Here is a 20,474-nt window from a genome sequence, read left to right on the forward strand (position 1 = left end):
GGCGACATTCGCTCGGGCGTTTTTTTTTTTACAGAATCAATATTCAAAGGAGATCGCCCGTATGTTGGACGCCAATCTAAAAGCACAGTTGAAGTCATACCTGGAGCGGGTCACACAGCCGATCGAGATTGTCGCTTCTCTCGACGACGGTGCGAAATCCCGTGAAATGCACGACCTGTTAAAAGAAATCGCCAGTCTTTCCAGCATGATCACCCTGCTGGACAACGGTGACGATGCGCGCAAGCCTTCGTTCTCGCTGAATCGCCCCGGCGGCGATATCAGCCTGCGTTTTGCAGGTATCCCGATGGGCCACGAATTTACTTCGCTGGTGCTGGCCTTGCTGCAAGTAGGCGGCCACCCATCGAAAGCCAGTAGCGACGTGATTGAACAGATTCGCTCCCTTAAAGGCGAGTTCAACTTCGAAACCTATTTCTCGCTGTCTTGCCAGAACTGCCCTGACGTTGTTCAGGCTCTGAACTTGATGGCGGTGCTCAACCCGAACATTCGCCACGTGGCGATCGACGGCGCCTTGTTCCAGGACGAAGTCACCGAACGTCAGGTGATGGCGGTGCCAAGCGTTTACCTGAACGGGGTGAACTTCGGTCAGGGTCGCATGGGCCTGGAAGAGATTCTCGGCAAACTGGACACCAGCGCCGTTGAGCGTCAGGCCGAAAAAATCAGCGCCAAAGAAGCCTTTGACGTGCTGGTGATTGGCGGCGGTCCGGCCGGTGCTGCTGCAGCGATCTATGCTGCGCGTAAAGGCATACGTACCGGTGTTGCGGCCGAGCGCTTTGGTGGTCAGGTGCTGGACACCATGGCCATCGAGAACTTTATCTCGGTTCAGGAAACTGAAGGGCCAAAGCTTGCCACTGCACTTGAGGAACACGTCAAGCAATACGACGTCGACATCATGAACCTGCAGCGTGCAGACAAATTGATCGCCGGCAAGGCGGGCGAGTTGCACGAAGTGAAATTTGCCAGCGGTGCATCGCTAAAAGCCAAGACCGTGATTCTGGCCACCGGTGCCCGCTGGCGTGAAATGAACGTGCCAGGTGAGCAGCAATACCGCAGTCGAGGTGTTGCTTACTGCCCGCACTGTGATGGCCCGTTGTTCAAGGGCAAGCGTGTTGCAGTCATCGGCGGCGGTAACTCGGGCGTTGAAGCCGCCATCGACCTGGCAGGCATCGTTGCTCATGTGACCCTGCTTGAGTTCGATACCACATTGCGCGCCGATGCGGTATTGCAGCGCAAGTTGCACAGCCTGCCCAACGTAAAGGTCATCACCAATGCCCAGACCACCGAGGTAACGGGTGACGGGCAGAAAGTGAACGGCCTGCTTTACAAGGATCGTCAGTCGGGTGAAGTGCATGCCGTGGAACTTGAAGGCATCTTTGTGCAAATTGGTTTGTTGCCTAACACCGATTGGCTCAAAGGTACTGTAGAGCTTTCGCCCCGTGGTGAGATCGTGGTCGATGCTCGTGGTGAAACGTCGATCCCCGGTATTTTCGCAGCCGGTGACGTGACCACCGTACCGTACAAGCAGATCGTGATCGCGGTGGGCGAGGGCGCCAAGGCTTCCCTGAGTGCGTTCGATCACTTGATCCGCTCTTCTGCGCCGCAATAAGCGGCCTGAAACAAAAAACCCATGAGCGATCATGGGTTTTTTTTTGAGTCCGATATTTACATCGGTTGTGGCTGGATGATCTCGACCCAGTAACCGTCCGGATCTTTAACGAATGCCAGGGACTTCATGCGGCCATCGTTCAGACGTTTCTGAAAGTCCACGCCCAAGGCTTCAAATCGCTCACAGGCGGCGCGGATATCCGGCACCGAAATACAGATATGGCCGAAACCGCGCGGATCGGTATTGCCATTGTGGTAGACGACGCTGTCGTCGGTTTCCGAGCCGTGGTTGTGGGTCAGTTCCAGGATGCCGGGAATGGACTTCATCCACAGCGTGCGCGCAGCGTCGTCCGCGGGGATCTGTGCCTTGTCGACCAGCGCCAGAAAATACAGGCTGAATTCAGCTTCAGGAAAGTCACGCTTTTCAACCAGTGAGAAACCCAGTACGCGGGTATAAAAATCGAGGGACTTCTCGATGTTTTTGACGCGCAGCATGGTGTGGTTGAACACGAAATTATGGGTAGCGCTATCTGGTTGGCCAGTGACGCCAGGGATGTTGTTCAGGTCTTGCAGGCTCATGAACCCTCCGAAAATGATGCATAGGTGATCGGTCGCTACGATGAGCGTGATGAGGGAATGATACGGAAAGTGAAGTCTTGCGCCAAACCTGTTTTAGGGGGAGCGGGGCTGTCGCGTTTCAACCTCTGCATAGCTTCATAGGCTGAACTGTGCGATCACTTCATGCGATGACATGACATCGGCATATTCATCACCGAGTATGGCCAAGGTTAATTCATGAACGGTTGTGGCGTCCCACGACTGCCCATGCGCCCCAATGACGGGCACGGCTGTCGTCGCGTCTGACGGAAGAATGATGCTGTAACCGAGCGCTTTTCCCGCACGGACTGTGGCATCCATGCTGTTGTGAATCACAACACCCGTCAGCACCAAACGCTTTACCTGCATCCTTTTAAGGATGGCGTCCAGTTCGGTGGCAATGAAGGCGCAGTTTTGCTGTTTGGTGATGACGGTTTCTCCCTGTATCGGGGCAACGTCTTTCTTTATTTCATTCCAGGGGCCGTGGACGTAATAGCTGGATGTAGGTGTCTGCTCATCGTGCTTCACGTGAAGAACCGGCCAACCGTTTGAGCGCCAATGATTAAGAAGGCGTTGGATTACTGGCAAATAGTCAGGATTACTTTTGCCATCCCAGTTCGGGCGATCAATGGCATCTTGAACGTCAAGGATAATCAGGGGGACAGGGCCGGATTGTTCCTTCATGTAATCTCATCTCCTTTTGGTGACAGTAGGTCGAGTGTGCTGAGCCCAGCCGCTACCAGCAGATAACCATCATGCAGCTTTCGCAGACATGGACAAATCGCGGGCAAAAAGAAGCCCGCCGAAGCGGGCATGGGGCGCTAGTCCTTTAGCAGCCTCTATCCTGTGACCCGCCATGTGAAAAATTTGTGAAGCATCTTCCCCTCCCGTCCTTTTCGGTCCTGCGGGTCGCAAAATACGACTTTTCCTACACCGCAATTGGCTGGGGTTGTTTTTTACTCGGGGCGTTCGGTAAAACACATGCGTGTACTTGAGCGTATCGCTGGCAGGAGCCCGCCAAGAAGCGACGTTGAAGTTTTAATGATGGACTAAAAATAACGTAACTCTGCGCCGCACGATAATGTGAGCCCTTCATCATAAAGTTGAGCCCTTTATAATGAAGGGGGGCTCAGAACGATTAACTCAGGTACAAAAAAGCCCTGCCGGGGCAGGGCGTGATTTGCAGGGGGGCTTTATGCACGAAGCCAAGTATCTACCGTTGCTGCACCATACTCTTCTTTCCAGGCTTTCAAGCCGCGATGGTTGCCGCCTTTGGTTTCGATAAGTTCGCCGGTATGGGGGTTTTGGTAAACCTTGAGCACTCGGGCCTTGCGCTGTTTAGGGGCTGATGCGCCCTTTGAAGCAGAAGGGTTTGGGTCAAGGATGGCGATGATGTCCCGCAGGTTTTTGCCATAGGTTTTCATCAAGCCTTGAAGCTTTTCTTCGAACTCGATTTCCTTTTTAAGTCCGGCATCATTTTTCAAGGCTTCCAATTGGGCCAGCTGTTCTTGTAGCGCTTTTTCAGCAGCGCGAAACTCAGCAAGTCTAGACAAAGTCATTACTCCATTCGTAGGTTCGGTGCGATGAAACCGAAGCGAATTAATGATGTTTGGAATGCACAAGATTTGCAGGACGAACCCCCGAGATTTTGATCCCGGGGAACGCATCCACTGATGCAGACAATTAAAAGTTCGTATTCGGACAAAAAAATTGTAGTTGCTAATTCCTACGCTGCCAAGTGCTATAAGCGTGCTGTTTGAAAAAGTTTCAAACAGCACGCTTATTTATTAAGTGGGGGTTAAGCGTGCCTGTAAAGCCTCGATGAACTCGGCAGGCGGCATGGGGCGCGCAAACAGGTAGCCTTGTAAAAAATCAACGCCTTGAGCGGCCAGGTACTCGCTTTGTTCTTCTGTTTCAATGCCTTCTGCGACAATCCCCAAGTCCAGCTTCGCACTCAACTCAATGATGCTGTCTAGGATATGTCTGGACAGGGCATCTACCCCAATCAAGGCGACAAAGCTCTGGTCAATCTTCAAGTAATCAACGTTGAACTCGCGCAAGTAACTCAGGCTTGAATGGCCGGTGCCAAAGTCATCAATGGCAATCATGACCCCCAGGGTGTGCAATTCACTGAACAGTTGATGGGCCGTGGGGGTGGGGACGATTAACTCGCGCTCGGTGAGCTCCAGGACAAGGTTGATGTGCCCCGGCGGGAAAGCGTCCAGAAAGCGTCGACAGTCTTCAACCAGCTCAAGGTTCTGGCAATGGTGGGCTGAAATGTTGAAGGCTATATGGAAACCGGGCTCCATGTGGCTGGAATGGGGGGCAAGCAGCTGTGATGTTTGCTCCATCAGCGAGCGCGTCATCGGCACAATCAAGCCCGAGTGTTCTGCAAAAGGGATAAACAGGTCCGGACGAACCAGCCCCTCTTTAGGGTGTTGCCAGCGCATCAATACTTCGGCCCCGGCCCATTGTTTGGTATCACCCCGTACGACGGGTTGGAAGTAAGGAATGAACTCGGCCGCCTCCAGGCCACGGCGCATTTCACTGGAGGGTGAAGACGAGCGTTTTTGAAGCCTGTTAACCGTCAAGGCTGAAACAATGCCCAGAAAGATCAATAAACCCAAAAGCCCCGGGTATTCAACAATCACATGTCTCCAGACTTCACCCTCGTTGAAACCTGCGATAACACGGTAGGGGTACTCGGGTGAAGGCACTGCAGTTTGTGCCACAGGCAAATGGGGAGGCGGCGTATTGCGTACCTGGCCATAGCGGTCGATCCAGGCATCGCCCACGACAATCAATAAATAGGTTTTGTGATTGACCAGGCCCAGTACGTTGACCAGATGAAAGCCATACAAGCTGATCAACACCCCGCGCTTGTCCTTGTTCTGGCGGTAAACCAGAACCGGGTCATTGGGCGTTACCATGGTGCCGGGCATCAGCCACAGCACACCGTTTGCATATTTCTCAGGGCTCACTGCTTCTTTGTATTTGCCAAATAAAGACGTGCAGTAGATCTGGTTGTCCCACACCAGATTCACGGAGCGTACATAAGGACGTCTCGTGACTTGCTCGCGCAGGGCCAGTTCAACCTGGGCGCAATCGCGGCCCGCCTGCGGCAGGACAATGTCGGCGGCCAACTTGGCATTTTCCAGCATCAAGTCAAATTGTCGTACGGCTTCCTGGGCGGTTTGAGTGGCCTCAAGTTTCAGTGAGCGGTTGGCCTGCCAAACTATAATCAAGACACCCAGCACGACAGGTAACAGTCCGCTGAGCACAATCAACGCGTAACGGTCAGTCCATTTACGGCTCATTTTTGAGGTTAGTGGCATTCAAAATCCTGCTAACACAGAGGTGGGGCTTGGGTGCACGCTACAGAACAGTAAGAAAAGCGTAGCAGTGCATGCGGGCAATTTTACAATCGGTAGGACAAATAAGATTACGCCATGTAGAATCGGCTTACGCATACAAGAATAACGACTTCTGAAAGCAGAAGCCCTACCGCGTAAGAGATGGATCGAAATGAAGCGATTCGGGTTCCAGTTGATCTACGGTGATTTCCTTGCGCGCAGTGTGCGCGGGATCTCCTGCGCGCCGCCAGCCAGCCTCAGCATTCTTAGCATATAACCCCTGTTAATTCTAAAAATGACCATGATGAGGCGCCTAAAATGGCTGATCTATACGAAAACCCAATGGGCCTGATGGGCTTTGAGTTCATCGAATTCGCGTCCCCTGTACCCAATACCCTTGAACCTGTGTTTGAAATCATGGGTTTCACCAAGGTGGCGACCCACCGTTCCAAAGATGTGCACCTGTATCGCCAGGGCGATATCAACCTGATCCTCAACAACGAGCCCAACAGTGTCGCGTCCTACTTCGCGGCCGAGCACGGTCCGTCGGTATGCGGGATGGCCTTTCGGGTGCGCAATGCACAGCAAGCCTATACCCGTGCACTTGAATTGGGGGCTCAGCCGGTACATATCCCTACCGGCCCGATGGAACTGAACCTGCCTGCAATCAAAGGCATTGGTGGCGCTCCGTTGTACCTTATCGACCGCTATGGCGAAGGCAACTCGATTTACGACATCGACTTTGTGTTCATCGAAGGCGTAGACCGTCATCCGGTCGGTGCTGGCCTGAAGATCATCGATCACCTGACCCATAACGTGTACCGCGGCCGCATGGCTTATTGGGCCAACTTCTACGAGAAGCTGTTCAACTTCCGCGAAATCCGTTATTTCGACATCAAGGGCGAATACACCGGCCTGACCTCCAAGGCCATGACCGCGCCAGATGGCATGATTCGCATCCCCTTGAACGAAGAGTCGTCCAAAGGTGCGGGCCAGATCGAAGAGTTCCTGATGCAGTTCAACGGTGAGGGCATTCAGCACGTTGCCTTCCTCAGTGATGACCTGATCAAGACCTGGGACGCGCTGAAGAAAATTGGCATGCGCTTCATGACTGCACCGCCAGAGACCTACTACGAAATGCTTGAAGGCCGCCTGCCGAACCACGGTGAACCGGTTGAAGAGCTTCAATCGCGGGGCATCTTGCTGGACGGTTCTTCGGAGTCGGGTGACAAGCGCCTGCTGCTGCAGATCTTCTCTGAAACCCTGATGGGGCCGGTGTTCTTCGAGTTCATCCAGCGCAAGGGCGATGACGGCTTTGGCGAAGGCAACTTCAAGGCACTGTTTGAGTCCATCGAACGCGACCAGGTGCGTCGCGGTGTGCTGACTGCAGACTGATACGCCTCATGCCCGCTCCCACATGGCGCGTTCCTGTGGGAGCCGGGCTTGCCCGCGATAGCATCGCCAGCAAGCCTGCTGCTGCCATTCCCTCCCTAGAACAACCCCGCCGCAATATTGATCGTAAACCCAAGCACTGCCGTGTTGAACAAAAAGCCCAGTAATGAGTGAGCCAATACCGCTTTGCGCATTTCGCGGGTGGCGATGCTCACGTCGGCTGTCTGCACCGCAACGTTGAGGGTGAACGAGAAATACAGAAAATCCCAGTAGTCCGGGTCCAGCAATCCCTCCGGGAAGCGCAGCGCCGGCTCCGGCCCTTCGTTGTTATAGAACAGTCGCGCGTAATGCAGGCTGAAAATGACTCCGATCATCAACCACGAACCCACCACCGTCAGCCCGGTAAAACCGTAATGAATCAGGCGATCGGTGTCGCTGGTAATGGTGCCCGACAACTCAAGGGTGACGGCCGCCAGGCTGGCGATTGCAGCAATGCACACGGTAAACAGCACCATGCTGGCATTTTCATCTTCGACTTCAGCCGTGCTTTTGACGTCACAGGCCCTGGAGTGGATCACCAGCCATAACGTAAAGGCCAGATACAGCCATACGGCGCTGTTCCAGCCCAGCAGGAATTTGGTGGTCACGGTAGCGGCAGGAGCAAAAATGCCAACGGCCAGCCCGACCAGAGTGGCGGCGGTCAAGCGGGGGTGGGTGCGTGCAAGGTGCGACATAAACTATCCCTGTTACTGAGTTTACAAGCACCTTAGCACGCACTGCCGGGGGTTAACCCTGGCGAGGTTTGCTTCTTGCCAGCTTCATCACCACCACGAAGAACACCGGTACAAACACCACGGCCAGAGTTGCGACGATCATGCCGCCGATCACCCCTGTGCCGATGGCCTGCTGACTCGCGGAACTGGCGCCGGTGGCGAGTGCCAATGGCACCACCCCAAGGATGAACGCCAGTGACGTCATCACAATCGGGCGCAGCCGCAAGCGGGCTGCTTGCACGGTAGCGTCCACCAGGTCATGCCCCTCGTCGTACAGAGTCTTGGCAAACTCGATGATCAAAATAGCGTTCTTTGCCGACAGCCCGATAATGGTGATCAGGCCCACTTTGAAGAACACGTCGTTGGGCATTCCGCGCAACGTGACCGCCAGCACCGCACCCAGCACGCCCAATGGCACGACCAGCAGAACAGCGGTCGGGATCGACCAGCTTTCGTACAGTGCAGCCAGGCACAGGAAAACGATCAGCAGCGACAAGGCCAGCAGGATCGGTGCTTGAGCCCCGGACACCTGTTCTTGCAACGATAACCCTGTCCATTCCAGGCCCAGGCCTGCCGGGAGCTGGCTGACCAGGCGCTCTATTTCAGCCATCGCCTCGCCGGTGCTGTGCCCTGGGGCCGATTCGCCGGAAATGCTGATCGCCGGGTAACCGTTATAACGCGTCAGCTGGGACGGGCCCTGTATCCAGCGGGCTTCGACAAAGGCCGAAAGCGGCACCATCTTGCCCTGGTCGTTACGCACATTCATTTTCAGCAAGTCTTCGACCTGGCTGCGCTGATCACCTTCAGCCTGAACCACTACCCGTTGCATGCGGCCCTGATTCGGGAAGTCGTTGACATAGGCCGAGCCCACCGCCGTTGACAACACGGCGCCGATGTCGGCAAAGGAAATGCCCAGCGCATTGGCGCGTTTACGATCGACCTCAAGCTGCACTTGCGGGCTTTCTGCCAGTGCCTCTTCACGCACATTGGCCAGCACAGGGCTTTTGGCTGCCAGTTCCAGCAACTCGCTGCGGGCTTGCATCAGCCTGTCATAGCCAACACCGCCACGGTCTTGCAAGCGGAACTCAAAACCGCTGGAGGTCCCCAGGCCACTGACCGGAGGTGGAAGGATGGCAAAGGCCACCGCGTCCTTGAGCTCGCTGAAAGCGCCGTTCGCCCGGTCAGCGATTGCCGATGCAGAGTCCTGGGCGCCACGTACCGACCAGTCCTTGAGGGTAGTAAAGGCCAGCGCTGCGTTCTGGCCGCTGCCCGAGAAGCTGAAACCCAGGATCATCGTGGTGTTACCCACCCCGGGCTCGCTGGCGTTGTGTGCCTCGATCTGCTCGGCCACCTTGATCGTGCGGCTCTGGCTGGCACCTGGCGGCAGTTGAATGTCAGTGATGGTGTAGCCCTGATCCTCGACAGGCAAGAAGGAGGAGGGCAGGCGTGCAAAGCACACCACCAGAATCACCAGCAAGGCACCGTAGACCAGCAGGTAGCGTGTGCTGCGCTTGATCAGATGCACCACCCAGTGTTCGTAACCTTGTGACAGGCGCTCGAACTTCCTGTTGAACCAGCCAAAGAAACCGCCCTTGGCGTGATGCTCTCCCTTGGCGATCGGCTTGAGCAAGGTTGCGCACAGGGCTGGGGTCAGGGACAAGGCCAAAAATGCCGAGAACAGAATCGAAGTCGCCATCGACAGCGAGAACTGCTGGTAAATCACCCCGACGGATCCAGGCATGAATGCCATTGGAATAAACACGGCCACCAGCACCAGGGTGATGCCCACAATCGCGCCGCTGATCTGGGTCATCGCCTTGCGAGTCGCTTCTCGCGGCGAAAGCCCTTCGCTGACCATGATCCGCTCGACGTTCTCGACCACCACAATGGCATCGTCCACCAGAATCCCGATGGCCAGCACCATGCCGAACATGGTCAGCACGTTGATTGAAAAGCCCAGCGCCAGCATCGTGGCGAACGTTCCCATCAGTGCCACCGGCACCACCAGGGTCGGGATCAGCGTATAGCGAATGTTCTGCAGGAACAGGTACATCACGGCAAATACCAGCACCATAGCCTCGACCAGGGTGTAGATAACCTTGGTGATCGAGACTTTGACAAACGGCGTGGTGTCATACGGGATGGTGTATTCCACACCGGCCGGGAAGTAGCGGCTCAGATCATCCATCTTGGCGCGAATCAGGTTGCCCGTATTCAGGGCGTTGGCCTCCGGTGCCAGTTTCACGCTGAAAGCGCTGGCTGACTTGCCGTTCAGCCGGGTGCCGTACTGGTACTCCTGGCTGCCGATTTCGACCCGGGCCACATCGCTGATGCGTACCGTGGAGCCGTCCGGGTTGGCACGCAGCACAATATCGCCAAACTCTTGCGGGGTTGATAGCTGGCCCTTGACCAGTACCGTTGCGGTGATTTCCTGGGTGGAGCGCCCCGGCAGATCGCCGATGCTGCCCGCGGAAACCTGTGCATTTTGACTGGCAATCGCCTGGTTGACGTCGGCCGGGGTCAGGTTGAAGCCGATCAGTTTTTGCGGGTCGATCCAGATGCGCATGGCACGTTCGGCACCATACAACTGGGCCTTGCCGACGCCGTCGATGCGCTTGACTTCGTTCATCACGTTGCGCGCAAGGTAATCGCTGAGGGCGACCTCATCCAGCGCGCTGGTGCTGTCGGCGGTCAGTGTCACCAGCATCAGGAAGCCCGAGGAGATTTTCTCGACCTGCAGGCCTTGCTGGATAACCGCCTGGGGCAGGCGCGACTCCACCGCTTTAAGACGGTTCTGTACATCGACCTGCGCCATCTCCGGATCGGTGCCGGGTTTGAATGTGGCGGTGATGCTGGCACTGCCCAGGCTGCTCTGGGATTCGAAATACAGCAAGCCATCGGTGCCGTTGAGCTCCTGCTCAATCAGGCTGACGACGCTTTCGTCCAGGGTTTGGGCCGAGGCGCCGGGGTAAATGGCGTAAACCTCGACTTGGGGCGGCGCCACGTCGGGATATTTGGCTACTGGCAACTGCGGGATGGCCAAAGCCCCCGCCAGCAGAATGAACAACGCAACGACCCAGGCAAAGACCGGGCGGTCGATAAAAAACTGCGGCATGCTCACCGATCCGTGGAGTGTGCGAGAGGGAGTGTGGGGTCATCGATTTGTACCTGCTCACCCGGGCGGGCGTGCTGCAGGCCTTCAGTGACGATGCGGTCACCGGCCTTCAGGCCGGAGGTCACGGCCCAGCGATCATTTTGCGCACTGCCCAGTTGAACCGCCTGCAGGTGCACGCGGTTATCGGCATCGACCAGCAGCACCTGGGCGATCCCTGCGCTGTCACGCATGATTGCCCGCTGCGGCACGCTGATGCCTTCCTTTTTGAACGCCTGCTCCAGTCGCACCCGCACAAAACTGCCTGGCAAGAGATCGTAGTCAGGGTTCGGGAACTCGCTGCGCAGAATGATTTGTCCGGTGCTCGGGTCAACCGTCACATCGGTGAACAGCAGTTTGCCCGGCAACGGATAAAGGCTGCCGTTGTCCCGAATCAATGTGGCCTTTGCCTGTTGCTTGCCGACTTGCTGCAGCTCCCCGGCGCGGAATGCTTCGCGCAGGTTGTCCAGATCGCGGGTGGACTGCGTCAGGTCGACATGGATCGGATTGAGTTGCTGGATACGGGCCAGCGGCGTGACTTCACCCTGGCCGACCAGAGCACCTTCCGTGACCAGTGCACGGCCAATGCGCCCCGAGATGGGTGCTGTAACGGTGGCATAACCCAGGTTCAGCCTGGCGCGCTGAAGCGCAGCCTGATTGGCGGCCACATCGGCATTGGCCTGCTGTGCTGCAGCGCGCGCATTGTCATGGTCCTGACGGCTGATCGCGTTGATTGCTATCAGCTCGCCATAGCGCTGGTCCTGCAGTTTTGCCTGCAAGGCAACAGCCTGGGACTTGCTCAAGGCGGCCTGCGCACTGTCCAGGTCAGCCTTGAAGGGCGCCGGATCAATCAGAAACAGGACATCACCCTGTTTCACCTCGCTGCCTTCGGTGAACACGCGCTTGAGCACGACACCGGCAACCCGGGCACTGACTTGCGCCACGCGGGGAGCAACCACCCGGCCGCTCAGCTCGTTGCTGACGGACAAGGGCGCGGTGGCGATGACTTCGGTGCGTACCTTGGTCAAGGGAGGTTTGGTCTCAGCGACCGGGCTTTTATCGCAGGCGCTGAGGGTCAGGGCCAGCGCCGTAAGGAATAGCGGGGCGAAGAGCTTTTTCAACGATCGTGCCTTCTTAAATAAGCGGGATGTTTCTGTAGGCATGCTAAGCGCAGCACGCAAGAGGCGTTGTGAAGCAATGTAGGGGGTATGTGAAAAAGTGTGAAGGTTCTGCTCCTATCCTTGTAAGGTTGTATATCCTTCGGGTTTTCCCCAGTTGTAAGCATTGATTATGCCCACTATTTTGCTGGTCGAAGACGACGCCGCGCTGTCGGAGCTGATTGCCAGCTACCTGGAGCGCAATGGCTATCAGGTCAGCGTGATTGCCCGCGGCGATCAAGTGTGTGACAGAGCAAGAAGCAACCCTCCGGATCTGGTCATTCTTGACCTGATGTTACCTGGGCTCGATGGTCTGCAAGTCTGCCGCTTGCTGCGAACCGAGTCTGCCAGTCTGCCGATCCTGATGTTGACAGCCCGCGACGATAGTCATGATCAGGTGCTGGGGCTAGAGATGGGTGCAGATGATTATGTGACAAAACCTTGCGAACCCCGTGTATTGCTGGCCCGTGTGCGCACGCTTTTGCGTCGCAGCAGCCTGACCGAGCCTCAAATGGCCAGTGACCGCATCACCATTGGCAATCTGTGCATCGACTTGTCAGAGCGCACCGTCAATTGGCGCGGACAGATCATCGAGTTGTCCAGTGGTGAGTACAACCTGCTGGTGGTGCTGGCCCGGCATGCCGGCGAAGTGCTGAGCCGTGATCAGATCCTGCAGCGTCTGCGGGGCATCGAGTTCAACGGCACGGACCGTTCGGTGGATGTGGCGATCTCCAAGTTGCGGCGCAAGTTCGATGACTGCGCCGGTGAAGCGCGCAAGATCAAGACCGTGTGGGGCAAGGGCTACCTGTTCAGCCGCTCGGAATGGGAATGCTGAACCCATGTTGAAGATTCTGATACGCCTGTACCTCGTGACCATCGTGACGTTCGCCCTGGCCAGTTACCTGGTGCCCGGGGTGATCGTGTCGCTGTTTCATGATCGCTTCATGAACTACAACGTCGATATGTCGCGGGGCATGCAGACCCTGCTGGTCAAACAGTTCCATCATCTGCCCCCGGAGCAATGGCCAGCCCTTGCCCGCGAACTTGACGCACAGTTTGAGCCGATGAAGGTCAATCTGCTGCCCATTACGGATGCCAAGTTCAGCGCCCAGGAGCAACGCCAATTGCAGCAAGGCAAGGGCGTGTTGCGCATCGGCGATTGGGGCTGGCGCACGCTGGTGGTTTCTCCGCTGGACGAACAACTGGCGATTGAATGGGTGATGCCTCCGGACCCCTTCGACATGAGTGTGTTGTATTGGAGTATCAACGTCCTGATTGGCGCGGCATTGCTGGGCGGCCTGCTGTTGTGGCTGCGCCCGCACTGGCGTGATCTGGAGCGCCTCAAACTCACGGCGGAGCGTATCGGTCAGGGGCAACTGAGCGAGCGTACGCAGATATCCCAACGCTCGAACATTCATGGCCTGGCCACGGTATTCGATGCAATGGCCCAGGATGTCGAGCACCTGCTCAATCAGCAGCGCGACTTGTTGAACGCGGTGTCCCATGAATTGCGCACGCCCTTGACCCGCCTGGACTTTGGCCTGGCGCTGGTGCTGTGCGACGACTTGCCGGATGGCAGTCGCGAGCGCTTGCAAGTGTTGGTGGGGCATATTCGCGAACTGGATGAGCTGGTACTGGAACTGCTGTCTTTCAGCCGCCTGCAAAACCCGGCATTGGTTCCAGAGAGAGTGGAGGTGTCGCTCGATGAGTTTATCGACAGCATCCTTGGCAGCTTCGATGAAGAGCTGGAGGCCCCCGATATTGTGCTGGACGTGCTGTTGCAAGGCGCCCAGGAACGCTTCGCCCTTGATCCGCGCCTGACTGCGCGGGCCCTGCAAAACCTGCTGCGCAATGCCATGCGTTACTGCGACAGGCGAATTCAGGTGGGCGTGAATGTCACCTCCCAGGGCTGTGAACTGTGGGTGGATGACGATGGCATCGGAATTCCCGAGCAAGAACGGGAAAGGATCTTTGAGCCGTTCTATCGCCTGGATCGCAGCCGGGACCGGGCTACCGGCGGCTTTGGCCTGGGGCTGGCGATCAGTCGGCGTGCCCTGCAAGCCCAGGGCGGCACGCTGAGCGTGGAGCAATCGCCTATGGGCGGTGCTCGCTTCAAGCTCTGGTTACCGGCTTGAAGCGAGGTGTTGCGGCTTAGATGGAGCGGCGCTGGCGGCTCACGTGCTTCAAACCTTCAATAATCAAGACGACCACAGCGAGCCAGATCGGGCCGTAGGTCAGCCATTGACCCTCTTCCAGGCTGTCGCCCAGCAACAGGGCCACGGCGACCAGCAGCACAGGCTCGACGTAACTGAGCAGGCCAAACAGGCTGAACGGCAGCAAGCGACTGGCCAGGATGTACGAGAACCCTGCGGCCGCACTGATGATGCCCATGAGCGGCACCAGCAGATAAAGCGCCTGGCGCTGTTCGCCAAGGTCGACATGGGGGCCGGCCAGCACAAACCAGAGGGCTGCCGGGACCATCAACAGCATGTCCAGCCACAGGCCACCCAGGTTGTCGATGCCGATCTTTTTGCGCAATACGAAGTACATCGGGTAACCGATGGCCACGACCAGTGTCGTCCAGGAAAACCCGCCCGTGCGATACAACTCATTGGCCACGCCGATCACGGCCAGGGCCGTGGCTATTTTCTGCAGGTGGGACAAGTGCTCACCGTAGACGATGCGCCCGGTGAGGATCATCGTCAGTGGCAGCAGGAAGTAGCCCAGCGACACATCCAGGCCATGCCCGTTGAGCGGCCCCCACATGAACATCCACAGCTGCAGGCCAACCAGGAAGCTGGTCAGCAGTACACAAGGAATCAGTAGAGGTTTGTCGCGTAAACGATTGAAAATTATAGGAACCCATTTCCAATCGCCGGAGAGGCATATAAACAGGGTCATGAAGGGGAGCGAGATCAGTATTCGCCAGCCGAAGATTTCCTGGCCATCAAGGGGCCAAAGAACGGAAGTGAAGTAGTACAAGACGCCGAACAGGCAGGAAGCCAAAATCGATAGAACAATACCTTTAGACACAACAACCTCAATGGATCTACAACGTTACTCGTTTGAGTGGGCACGTAGCTTGAGGCTGTTGGTTGTCGGTGGCAAATCTCTTTTAAACCAATTACTTGGGAGTCATTCTTGTTGAGGCGGTTCAACTTGTAAAACGCCAAGCAAATACTGGGCCAAAGTCGTTTTAAACGAGCGTTCGTGTTGTTGAAAAAAACTGATTAACGGTAGCTTGCTATCAAGTGCTGTGGGGGCGGGCTTGCTCGCGAAAGCATCGCCCCGGTGGTTTTGGCAGGCCGAGTCGCCTGAGCAGAGAGCCAGCCCACCCCCTAGCATTCAACCCGTTTACATGGATCGGCGTTGACGCACCAGGTGCTTGAACCCTTCGAACATCAACACCCCCACGGCCAGCCAGATCGGCAGATAAGTCATCCACTGGCCCGCGGTAATGCTTTCGCCCAGCAGCAATGCAACCAGCACCAGCAACACGGGTTCGACATAGCTGAGCAAACCGAAGAGGCTGAACGCCAGCATCCGGCTGGCCAGGATGTAACTGATCAGCGCCAGGGCACTGATGCCCCCCAGGATTGGAATGAGCGCGTACAGGGCAGGGCGATGGCTGGCCACCTCAAACCCTTGCTCACCACTTTGTACAAACCACCACGCCACAGGTATCAGCAGCAGCATGTCAGCCCACAGGCCGCCGAGGTTGTCGGTGCCTGCACGCTTGCGCAGCACGAAGTACAAGGGGTAACCAATGGCCACCACCAGAGTGGTCCAGGAGAACCCGCCCACGCGGTACACCTCGTTGGCGACCCCTAGGGTTGCCAGTGCGGCGGCGATTTTTTGCAAATGGGACAGTTGCTCGCCATACACCAGGCGACCGGTCAGAAGCATGGTCAGCGGCAGCAGGAAATAACCCAGCGATACGTCAAGGCTGTGGCCATTGAGCGGCGCCCACAGAAACAGCCAGAGCTGAACGCCCACCAGTGCACTGGACGCGACGAGCACGGCGAAGAACTTCGGTTGCTGACGCAGCCGCGAGAAAATCACCGGCACCAGCCGCCAGTCACCAGAAAAGCACATGAACAGCGTCATGCAGGGCAGGGTCAGGAGCATCCGCCAGCCGAAGATTTCAGCTCCGCTCAAGGGCCAGAGCAGGGATGTGAAGTAATACATGACACCGAACAGGCTCGATGCCAGAACAGACAGAACAATACCTTTGGACACAACAGCCTCGTTGAAACACGCATTTTGATTATTAGAAGTGCGTAGCTTGAGGCTCTGTGAGCTGTAGGGCAAATCCTTGATTATGAATGTCTGTGGGAGCAGGCACTGGGGTCAGTCAGGCAAACCGCAGGGATGCAGCTCCCACAGGTTTGGTGATGCCCATGATGGCAAGGTCAATGTGGGAGCGGGCTTGCTCGCGAAGCAGGCAACCCGGTTTCAGAGTCAAACCGCAGCGCTACCATCGCGGGCAAGCCCGGCTCCCACAGGCTGTGCCTGATTATGGGGTTTTAATGCCCCGGGTCATGCGCAGTGCCAGCAGGCTGCCGCCCACAATCACCGCGGCCAGGAAGTACAGGGCCGCGTCCGTGGAGCCGGTGGCGTCTTTTACGAAGCCCACCAGGTACGGGCTAAGGAAACCGGCCATTTGCCCCATCGAGTTGATCAGTGCCAGGCCACCAGCGGCTGCACCCACGCTGAGCATCGCGGTAGGTACTGGCCAGAACATCGGCAAGCCGGTCAGTGCGCCCATGGTCGCAATGGTCAGGCCCAGAATCGCAATGGCCGGGTGCGCGGCAAAATTCACCGCGATCACCAGACCCACCGCGCCCATCAGCATCGGTACCACCAGATGCCAGCGGCGCTCCTTGTGCAAGTCCGCCGAGCGGCCCACCAGCAGCATGAACACTGCCGCCAGCAGATAAGGAATCGCGCTGATCCAGCCGATCACCAGGGTATCGCTGAAGCCCAGGCTCTTGATGATCGACGGCAACCAGAAGTTGATGGCGTACACGCCGCTCTGGATGCAGAAGTAAATCAGGCCGAAAGCCCAGATGGCCGGGTTTTTGAACACTGCCGACAGCGAATCGGTGGCCGATGAAGCGGGTTTGCTGGCGGCATCCAGACGATGGTCCGCTTCCAGTACCGCTCGCTCATGGGCACCCAGCCATTTGGCGTTGGCAAAGCTGTCACTGAGCAAGAAAATGGCCAGTGCGCCCAGCACGACGGTGGGAATGCCTTGCAGCAGGAACATCCACTGCCATCCGGCAAGGCCGCCCTGGCCTGCAGCGAAGTGGCTGAGAATCCAGCCGGAGAATGGCCCGCCAATCAGACCCGATACAGGGATGGCGCACATGAACAGGGCCATGATCCGCCCCCGGCGAAAGCTGGGGAACCACTGCGAGAGGTACAGCACCACACCCGGAAAGAAGCCCGCTTCAGCGGCACCGGTCAGCAGGCGCAGGGTGTAGAACCCGGTAGGTGTGGTGACAAACATCAGGCAGGTCGACAGGGTCCCCCAACTGATCATCATCACGGCGATCCAGCGCCGGGGGCCGAATCTGGTCAAGGCCAGGTTGCTGGGTACGCCGCACAGCACGTAGCCAATGAAGAAAATACCGGCACCCAGGCCGTACACGGTTTCGCTGAACTTGAGTGCATCGAGCATCTGCAGTTTGGCAAAGCCAACGTTTACCCGGTCCAGGTAATTGAACAGATAGCAGATAAAAATGAAGGGGATCAAACGCAGGGTGATGCGCTTGTAGATGGCGTTTTTATCGTCATCGCTGATCGGCGATGCGGGGGCGCTCTGTGACATCTTATGTCTCTCTTTATTATGTTTTTTCACGATCCAGGGGTAACGTTGACCGCAGCTTGAGTCTCGGTCACCACAACGCCGCTGTCTTTGTGCTGTCGCACAGCATTTTGCCGAGTCGCCTGTGCCCGTGAACAAATGTATCCAAGGATTGTCACCCTATGTTTGAACTGGACCATGATTTGGCGCAGGACATCGTGGATCGCGCGATGGCCATCTTGCCGTACAACGTAAACGTGATGGACAGCCAGGGCCTGATCCTGGGCAGTGGCGAGCCTGAGCGTATCAACACCCGGCACGAAGGGGCGCAATTGGTGCTGGCCAATGGACGGGTGGTGGAAATCGATGCCCAGGCCGCCAAATGCCTGAAAGGCGTGCAGCCGGGTATCAACTTGCCATTGTTGCTCGATCAACGACTGATCGGTGTGCTGGGCCTGACGGGCGAGCCCGAGTTGCTGCGTACCTACGCCGAGCTGGTCCGCATGACCGCCGAGATGCTGGTGGGCCAGCGTTACCAGCAGGCGGAACAACAATGGCGGCGCCAACGCTGTGACGATTTGGTGGCTTTGCTGCTCAGTGAAGGGGGCGACTCGCCGCGACTGATCGACGAGGCCCAGCAATTGGGCCTCAAGCCCCAGCTGGCACGGATTCCGTATTTGTTTGAGCTGGGCAAGGGGCAGAGTGCAGAGGCCTTGAGTGTATGGCTGCAGTCACGTTACCCGGACAGCTGGTGCGTCAGCCCGGCCACGGGCTCGCTGCTGTGGTGCCGGCCGGCGACGACGGCACTGGATGACATGCGGCTGCTGGAGAAGCTCGACGGCCAGGGCTGGAAGGTCTTGCGGATTGCCGCAGGCGGGCAGGCTGATGCACTCAAGGGGTTGCGCCGCTGTTATCGACGGGTGGGTGATCTGCTGGCATATGGTCGCGATGTACTGCCGCAGACCCGCCTGCTGACGCTCAATCGCTACCGGTTGCCGGTGATGCTGTGGCGTCATCGCAATGACGATGCGCTGGAAGAATTGCTCGGGCCATTGCACAAAGTGGTGGCCAAAGACGCCAACGGCCAACTGATTGCCACGTTGCGCAGCTGGTGTGATCACGATGGCCAGAGTCAGGCCTGTGCCGATGCCCTGGGGATTCATCGCAACAGCCTGCGCTATCGCATGGAGCGTATCGCCGAACTGAGTGGCGTGGACCCGCTGAGCCTCAATGGCATGCTGGCCCTGTACCTGGGAGTCCAACTGCTGGCACAGACGTGATTGTGGGAGCGGGCTTGCTCGCGAGAGCGCCTGCAACACGGTTCCTTGTCCAAATGAACAACAAACCCCTTGAATGCTTGTGCGCCCGACTGGCGTGTTTTGGGCCGGTTGCTGGCAGCATGGAGGGTATAAGAACTGGAGATACGCCCCATGAAAATCGTGATTGCCCCCGACTCGTTCAAAGACAGCCTGAGCGCCGAAAAAGTCGCCGACGCGATTGCAGCCGGTCTGGCTGACGTATTGCCCCAAGCGCATCTGGTCAAGTGCCCGATGGCCGATGGCGGCGAAGGCACAGTCGAGGCGATTGTCGCCGCAGGCAATGGCCAGTTGCGACGCAATCATGTGCAAGGCCCGCTGGGCGCACCGGTCGAGGCCCATTGGGGCTGGCTGCCTGACAGCCACACGGCAATCATCGAGATGGCCGAAGCCAGCGGTTTGCAACTGCTGAAACCGGAACAGCGCAATGCCTGCATCACCAGCACCTTCGGCACCGGCGAACTGATCAAGGCCGCGCTGGATGCCGGCGCACGGCGGGTCATCCTGGCCATTGGGGGCAGTGCTACCAATGATGCCGGAGCCGGTGCATTGCAGGCGCTGGGCCTGGGCTTGTTCGACGCCCAGGGCAACAGTCTGCCGCGCGGCGGCCTGGCGCTGGCCCATGTGGCGCGTATCGAGCTGGCAGGCCTGGACCCGCGTCTGGCCGAGGTACGCTTTGAAATTGCCGCTGACGTCAACAACCCGCTGTGTGGCGAGCACGGTGCTTCGGCAATCTTTGGCCCGCAAAAGGGTGCATCTGCCGAACACGTGCAGTTGCTGGATCAGGCGCTGGGGCATTTTGCCGATCACTGTGCAAAGGTTTTGCCCAAGGATGTGCGTCAGGAACCAGGCTCGGGAGCAGCCGGAGGGCTGGGGTTTGCTGCCAAGGCGTTCCTCGGCGCGCAGTTTCGTGCAGGGGTTGAAGTGGTTGCCGAGCTGGTGGGGCTGGCCGAGGCTGTAAAGGGGGCAGACCTGGTGATTACCGGTGAAGGCCGTTTCGATGCCCAGACCCTGCGCGGCAAAACCCCCTTTGGCGTGGCGAGCATCGCCCGCGCTGAAGGTGTCCCGGTAGTGGTATTGGCAGGCACGTTGGGCGAGGGATATCAGGCGCTGTACGAGCACGGCATCAACGCGGCATTTGCAATTGCCAGTGGCCCGATGACTCTGCAGGACGCCTGCACCCGGGCGGCGCCATTGCTCACCGACCGGGCGCGGGATATTGCGCGGTTGTTGAGTCTTGCCAAATTTTCATGACACATAAAGCGTGATGGCGCGACGGTGCGTCGATTCGGATAACTCGCTC

The 20,474-nt window shown here is 57.6% G+C and carries 16 protein-coding genes; 6 read left to right on the forward strand and 10 right to left on the reverse strand.

The features are described 5' to 3' along the window. The first annotated feature begins 61 nt into the window (after positions 1-61). Complete coding sequence (ahpF, locus tag AC19YQ_RS17005) at positions 62-1,624, forward strand: alkyl hydroperoxide reductase subunit F (protein WP_500595551.1); 1,563 nt, start codon at positions 62-64, stop codon at positions 1,622-1,624. Between the two features lie 56 nt (positions 1,625-1,680). On the opposite strand, the gene gloA is transcribed toward ahpF, so the two are convergent. From gloA to AC19YQ_RS17025, 4 genes are all read right to left on the reverse strand, one after another. Further along, positions 1,681-2,202: a lactoylglutathione lyase gene (gene gloA / locus AC19YQ_RS17010; RefSeq protein WP_326397924.1), complete on the reverse strand. Its 522-nt coding sequence runs from the start codon at positions 2,200-2,202 to the stop codon at positions 1,681-1,683. Positions 2,203-2,337: 135 nt separating this feature from the next. Then, positions 2,338-2,904, reverse strand: coding sequence for an isochorismatase family protein (locus AC19YQ_RS17015; RefSeq protein WP_500595552.1), 567 nt, complete (start codon positions 2,902-2,904; stop codon positions 2,338-2,340). A 509-nt stretch (positions 2,905-3,413) separates the two neighbouring features. Then, the gene (locus AC19YQ_RS17020) at positions 3,414-3,773 is read right to left on the reverse strand and encodes a histone-like nucleoid-structuring protein, MvaT/MvaU family (protein ID WP_219262353.1); all 360 of its coding nucleotides are present in this window, start codon (positions 3,771-3,773) and stop codon (positions 3,414-3,416) included. Positions 3,774-4,007: 234 nt separating this feature from the next. Then, entirely contained in the window at positions 4,008-5,555 is a 1,548-nt protein-coding gene (locus AC19YQ_RS17025; RefSeq protein WP_339474636.1) for an EAL domain-containing protein, read from the reverse strand. A 336-nt stretch (positions 5,556-5,891) separates the two neighbouring features. On the opposite strand from AC19YQ_RS17025, the gene hppD reads away from it, so the two are divergent. Then, positions 5,892-6,968 carry a 4-hydroxyphenylpyruvate dioxygenase gene (hppD, locus tag AC19YQ_RS17030; protein WP_133079207.1) on the forward strand — a complete coding sequence of 359 codons (1,077 nt, stop codon included), beginning with the start codon at positions 5,892-5,894 and terminating at the stop codon, positions 6,966-6,968. Positions 6,969-7,063: 95 nt separating this feature from the next. On the opposite strand, the gene AC19YQ_RS17035 is transcribed toward hppD, so the two are convergent. Genes AC19YQ_RS17035 through AC19YQ_RS17045 form a run of 3 tightly spaced genes read right to left on the reverse strand, consistent with a single transcriptional unit; the run spans position 7,064 to position 12,010 of the window. Next, complete coding sequence (locus AC19YQ_RS17035; protein WP_338647381.1) at positions 7,064-7,699, reverse strand: DUF1345 domain-containing protein; 636 nt, start codon at positions 7,697-7,699, stop codon at positions 7,064-7,066. A 52-nt stretch (positions 7,700-7,751) separates the two neighbouring features. Then, the gene (locus tag AC19YQ_RS17040; protein ID WP_133079205.1) at positions 7,752-10,853 is read right to left on the reverse strand and encodes a multidrug efflux RND transporter permease subunit; all 3,102 of its coding nucleotides are present in this window, start codon (positions 10,851-10,853) and stop codon (positions 7,752-7,754) included. Positions 10,854-10,855: 2 nt separating this feature from the next. Then, complete coding sequence (locus tag AC19YQ_RS17045; RefSeq protein WP_338647383.1) at positions 10,856-12,010, reverse strand: efflux RND transporter periplasmic adaptor subunit; 1,155 nt, start codon at positions 12,008-12,010, stop codon at positions 10,856-10,858. A 169-nt stretch (positions 12,011-12,179) separates the two neighbouring features. Between AC19YQ_RS17045 and AC19YQ_RS17050 the strand changes: the two genes are divergently transcribed. Further along, on the forward strand, positions 12,180-12,881 hold the full coding sequence (locus AC19YQ_RS17050) for a response regulator (protein ID WP_133079203.1): 702 nt from the start codon (positions 12,180-12,182) through the stop codon (positions 12,879-12,881). 4 nt (positions 12,882-12,885) lie between these two features. After that, positions 12,886-14,181: an ATP-binding protein gene (locus AC19YQ_RS17055; protein ID WP_339474639.1), complete on the forward strand. Its 1,296-nt coding sequence runs from the start codon at positions 12,886-12,888 to the stop codon at positions 14,179-14,181. 16 nt (positions 14,182-14,197) lie between these two features. On the opposite strand, the gene rarD (AC19YQ_RS17060) is transcribed toward AC19YQ_RS17055, so the two are convergent. From rarD (AC19YQ_RS17060) to AC19YQ_RS17070, 3 genes are all read right to left on the reverse strand, one after another. Further along, complete coding sequence (gene rarD / locus AC19YQ_RS17060) at positions 14,198-15,079, reverse strand: EamA family transporter RarD (RefSeq protein WP_338647388.1); 882 nt, start codon at positions 15,077-15,079, stop codon at positions 14,198-14,200. Positions 15,080-15,400: 321 nt separating this feature from the next. Then, on the reverse strand, positions 15,401-16,285 hold the full coding sequence (rarD, locus tag AC19YQ_RS17065) for an EamA family transporter RarD (protein ID WP_133079200.1): 885 nt from the start codon (positions 16,283-16,285) through the stop codon (positions 15,401-15,403). Positions 16,286-16,562: 277 nt separating this feature from the next. Continuing rightward, positions 16,563-17,879, reverse strand: coding sequence for an MFS transporter (locus AC19YQ_RS17070; RefSeq protein WP_500595553.1), 1,317 nt, complete (start codon positions 17,877-17,879; stop codon positions 16,563-16,565). 158 nt (positions 17,880-18,037) lie between these two features. Here AC19YQ_RS17070 and AC19YQ_RS17075 point away from each other — a divergent pair, with 158 nt between their 5' ends. Both AC19YQ_RS17075 and AC19YQ_RS17080 read left to right on the forward strand, forming a co-directional pair. After that, positions 18,038-19,135 carry a sugar diacid recognition domain-containing protein gene (locus AC19YQ_RS17075; RefSeq protein WP_133079198.1) on the forward strand — a complete coding sequence of 366 codons (1,098 nt, stop codon included), beginning with the start codon at positions 18,038-18,040 and terminating at the stop codon, positions 19,133-19,135. Between the two features lie 150 nt (positions 19,136-19,285). Next, positions 19,286-20,425: a glycerate kinase gene (locus tag AC19YQ_RS17080; protein WP_500595554.1), complete on the forward strand. Its 1,140-nt coding sequence runs from the start codon at positions 19,286-19,288 to the stop codon at positions 20,423-20,425. The last annotated feature ends 49 nt before the right edge of the window (positions 20,426-20,474 follow it).

The organism is Pseudomonas sp. MF06569 (assembly GCF_059862735.1).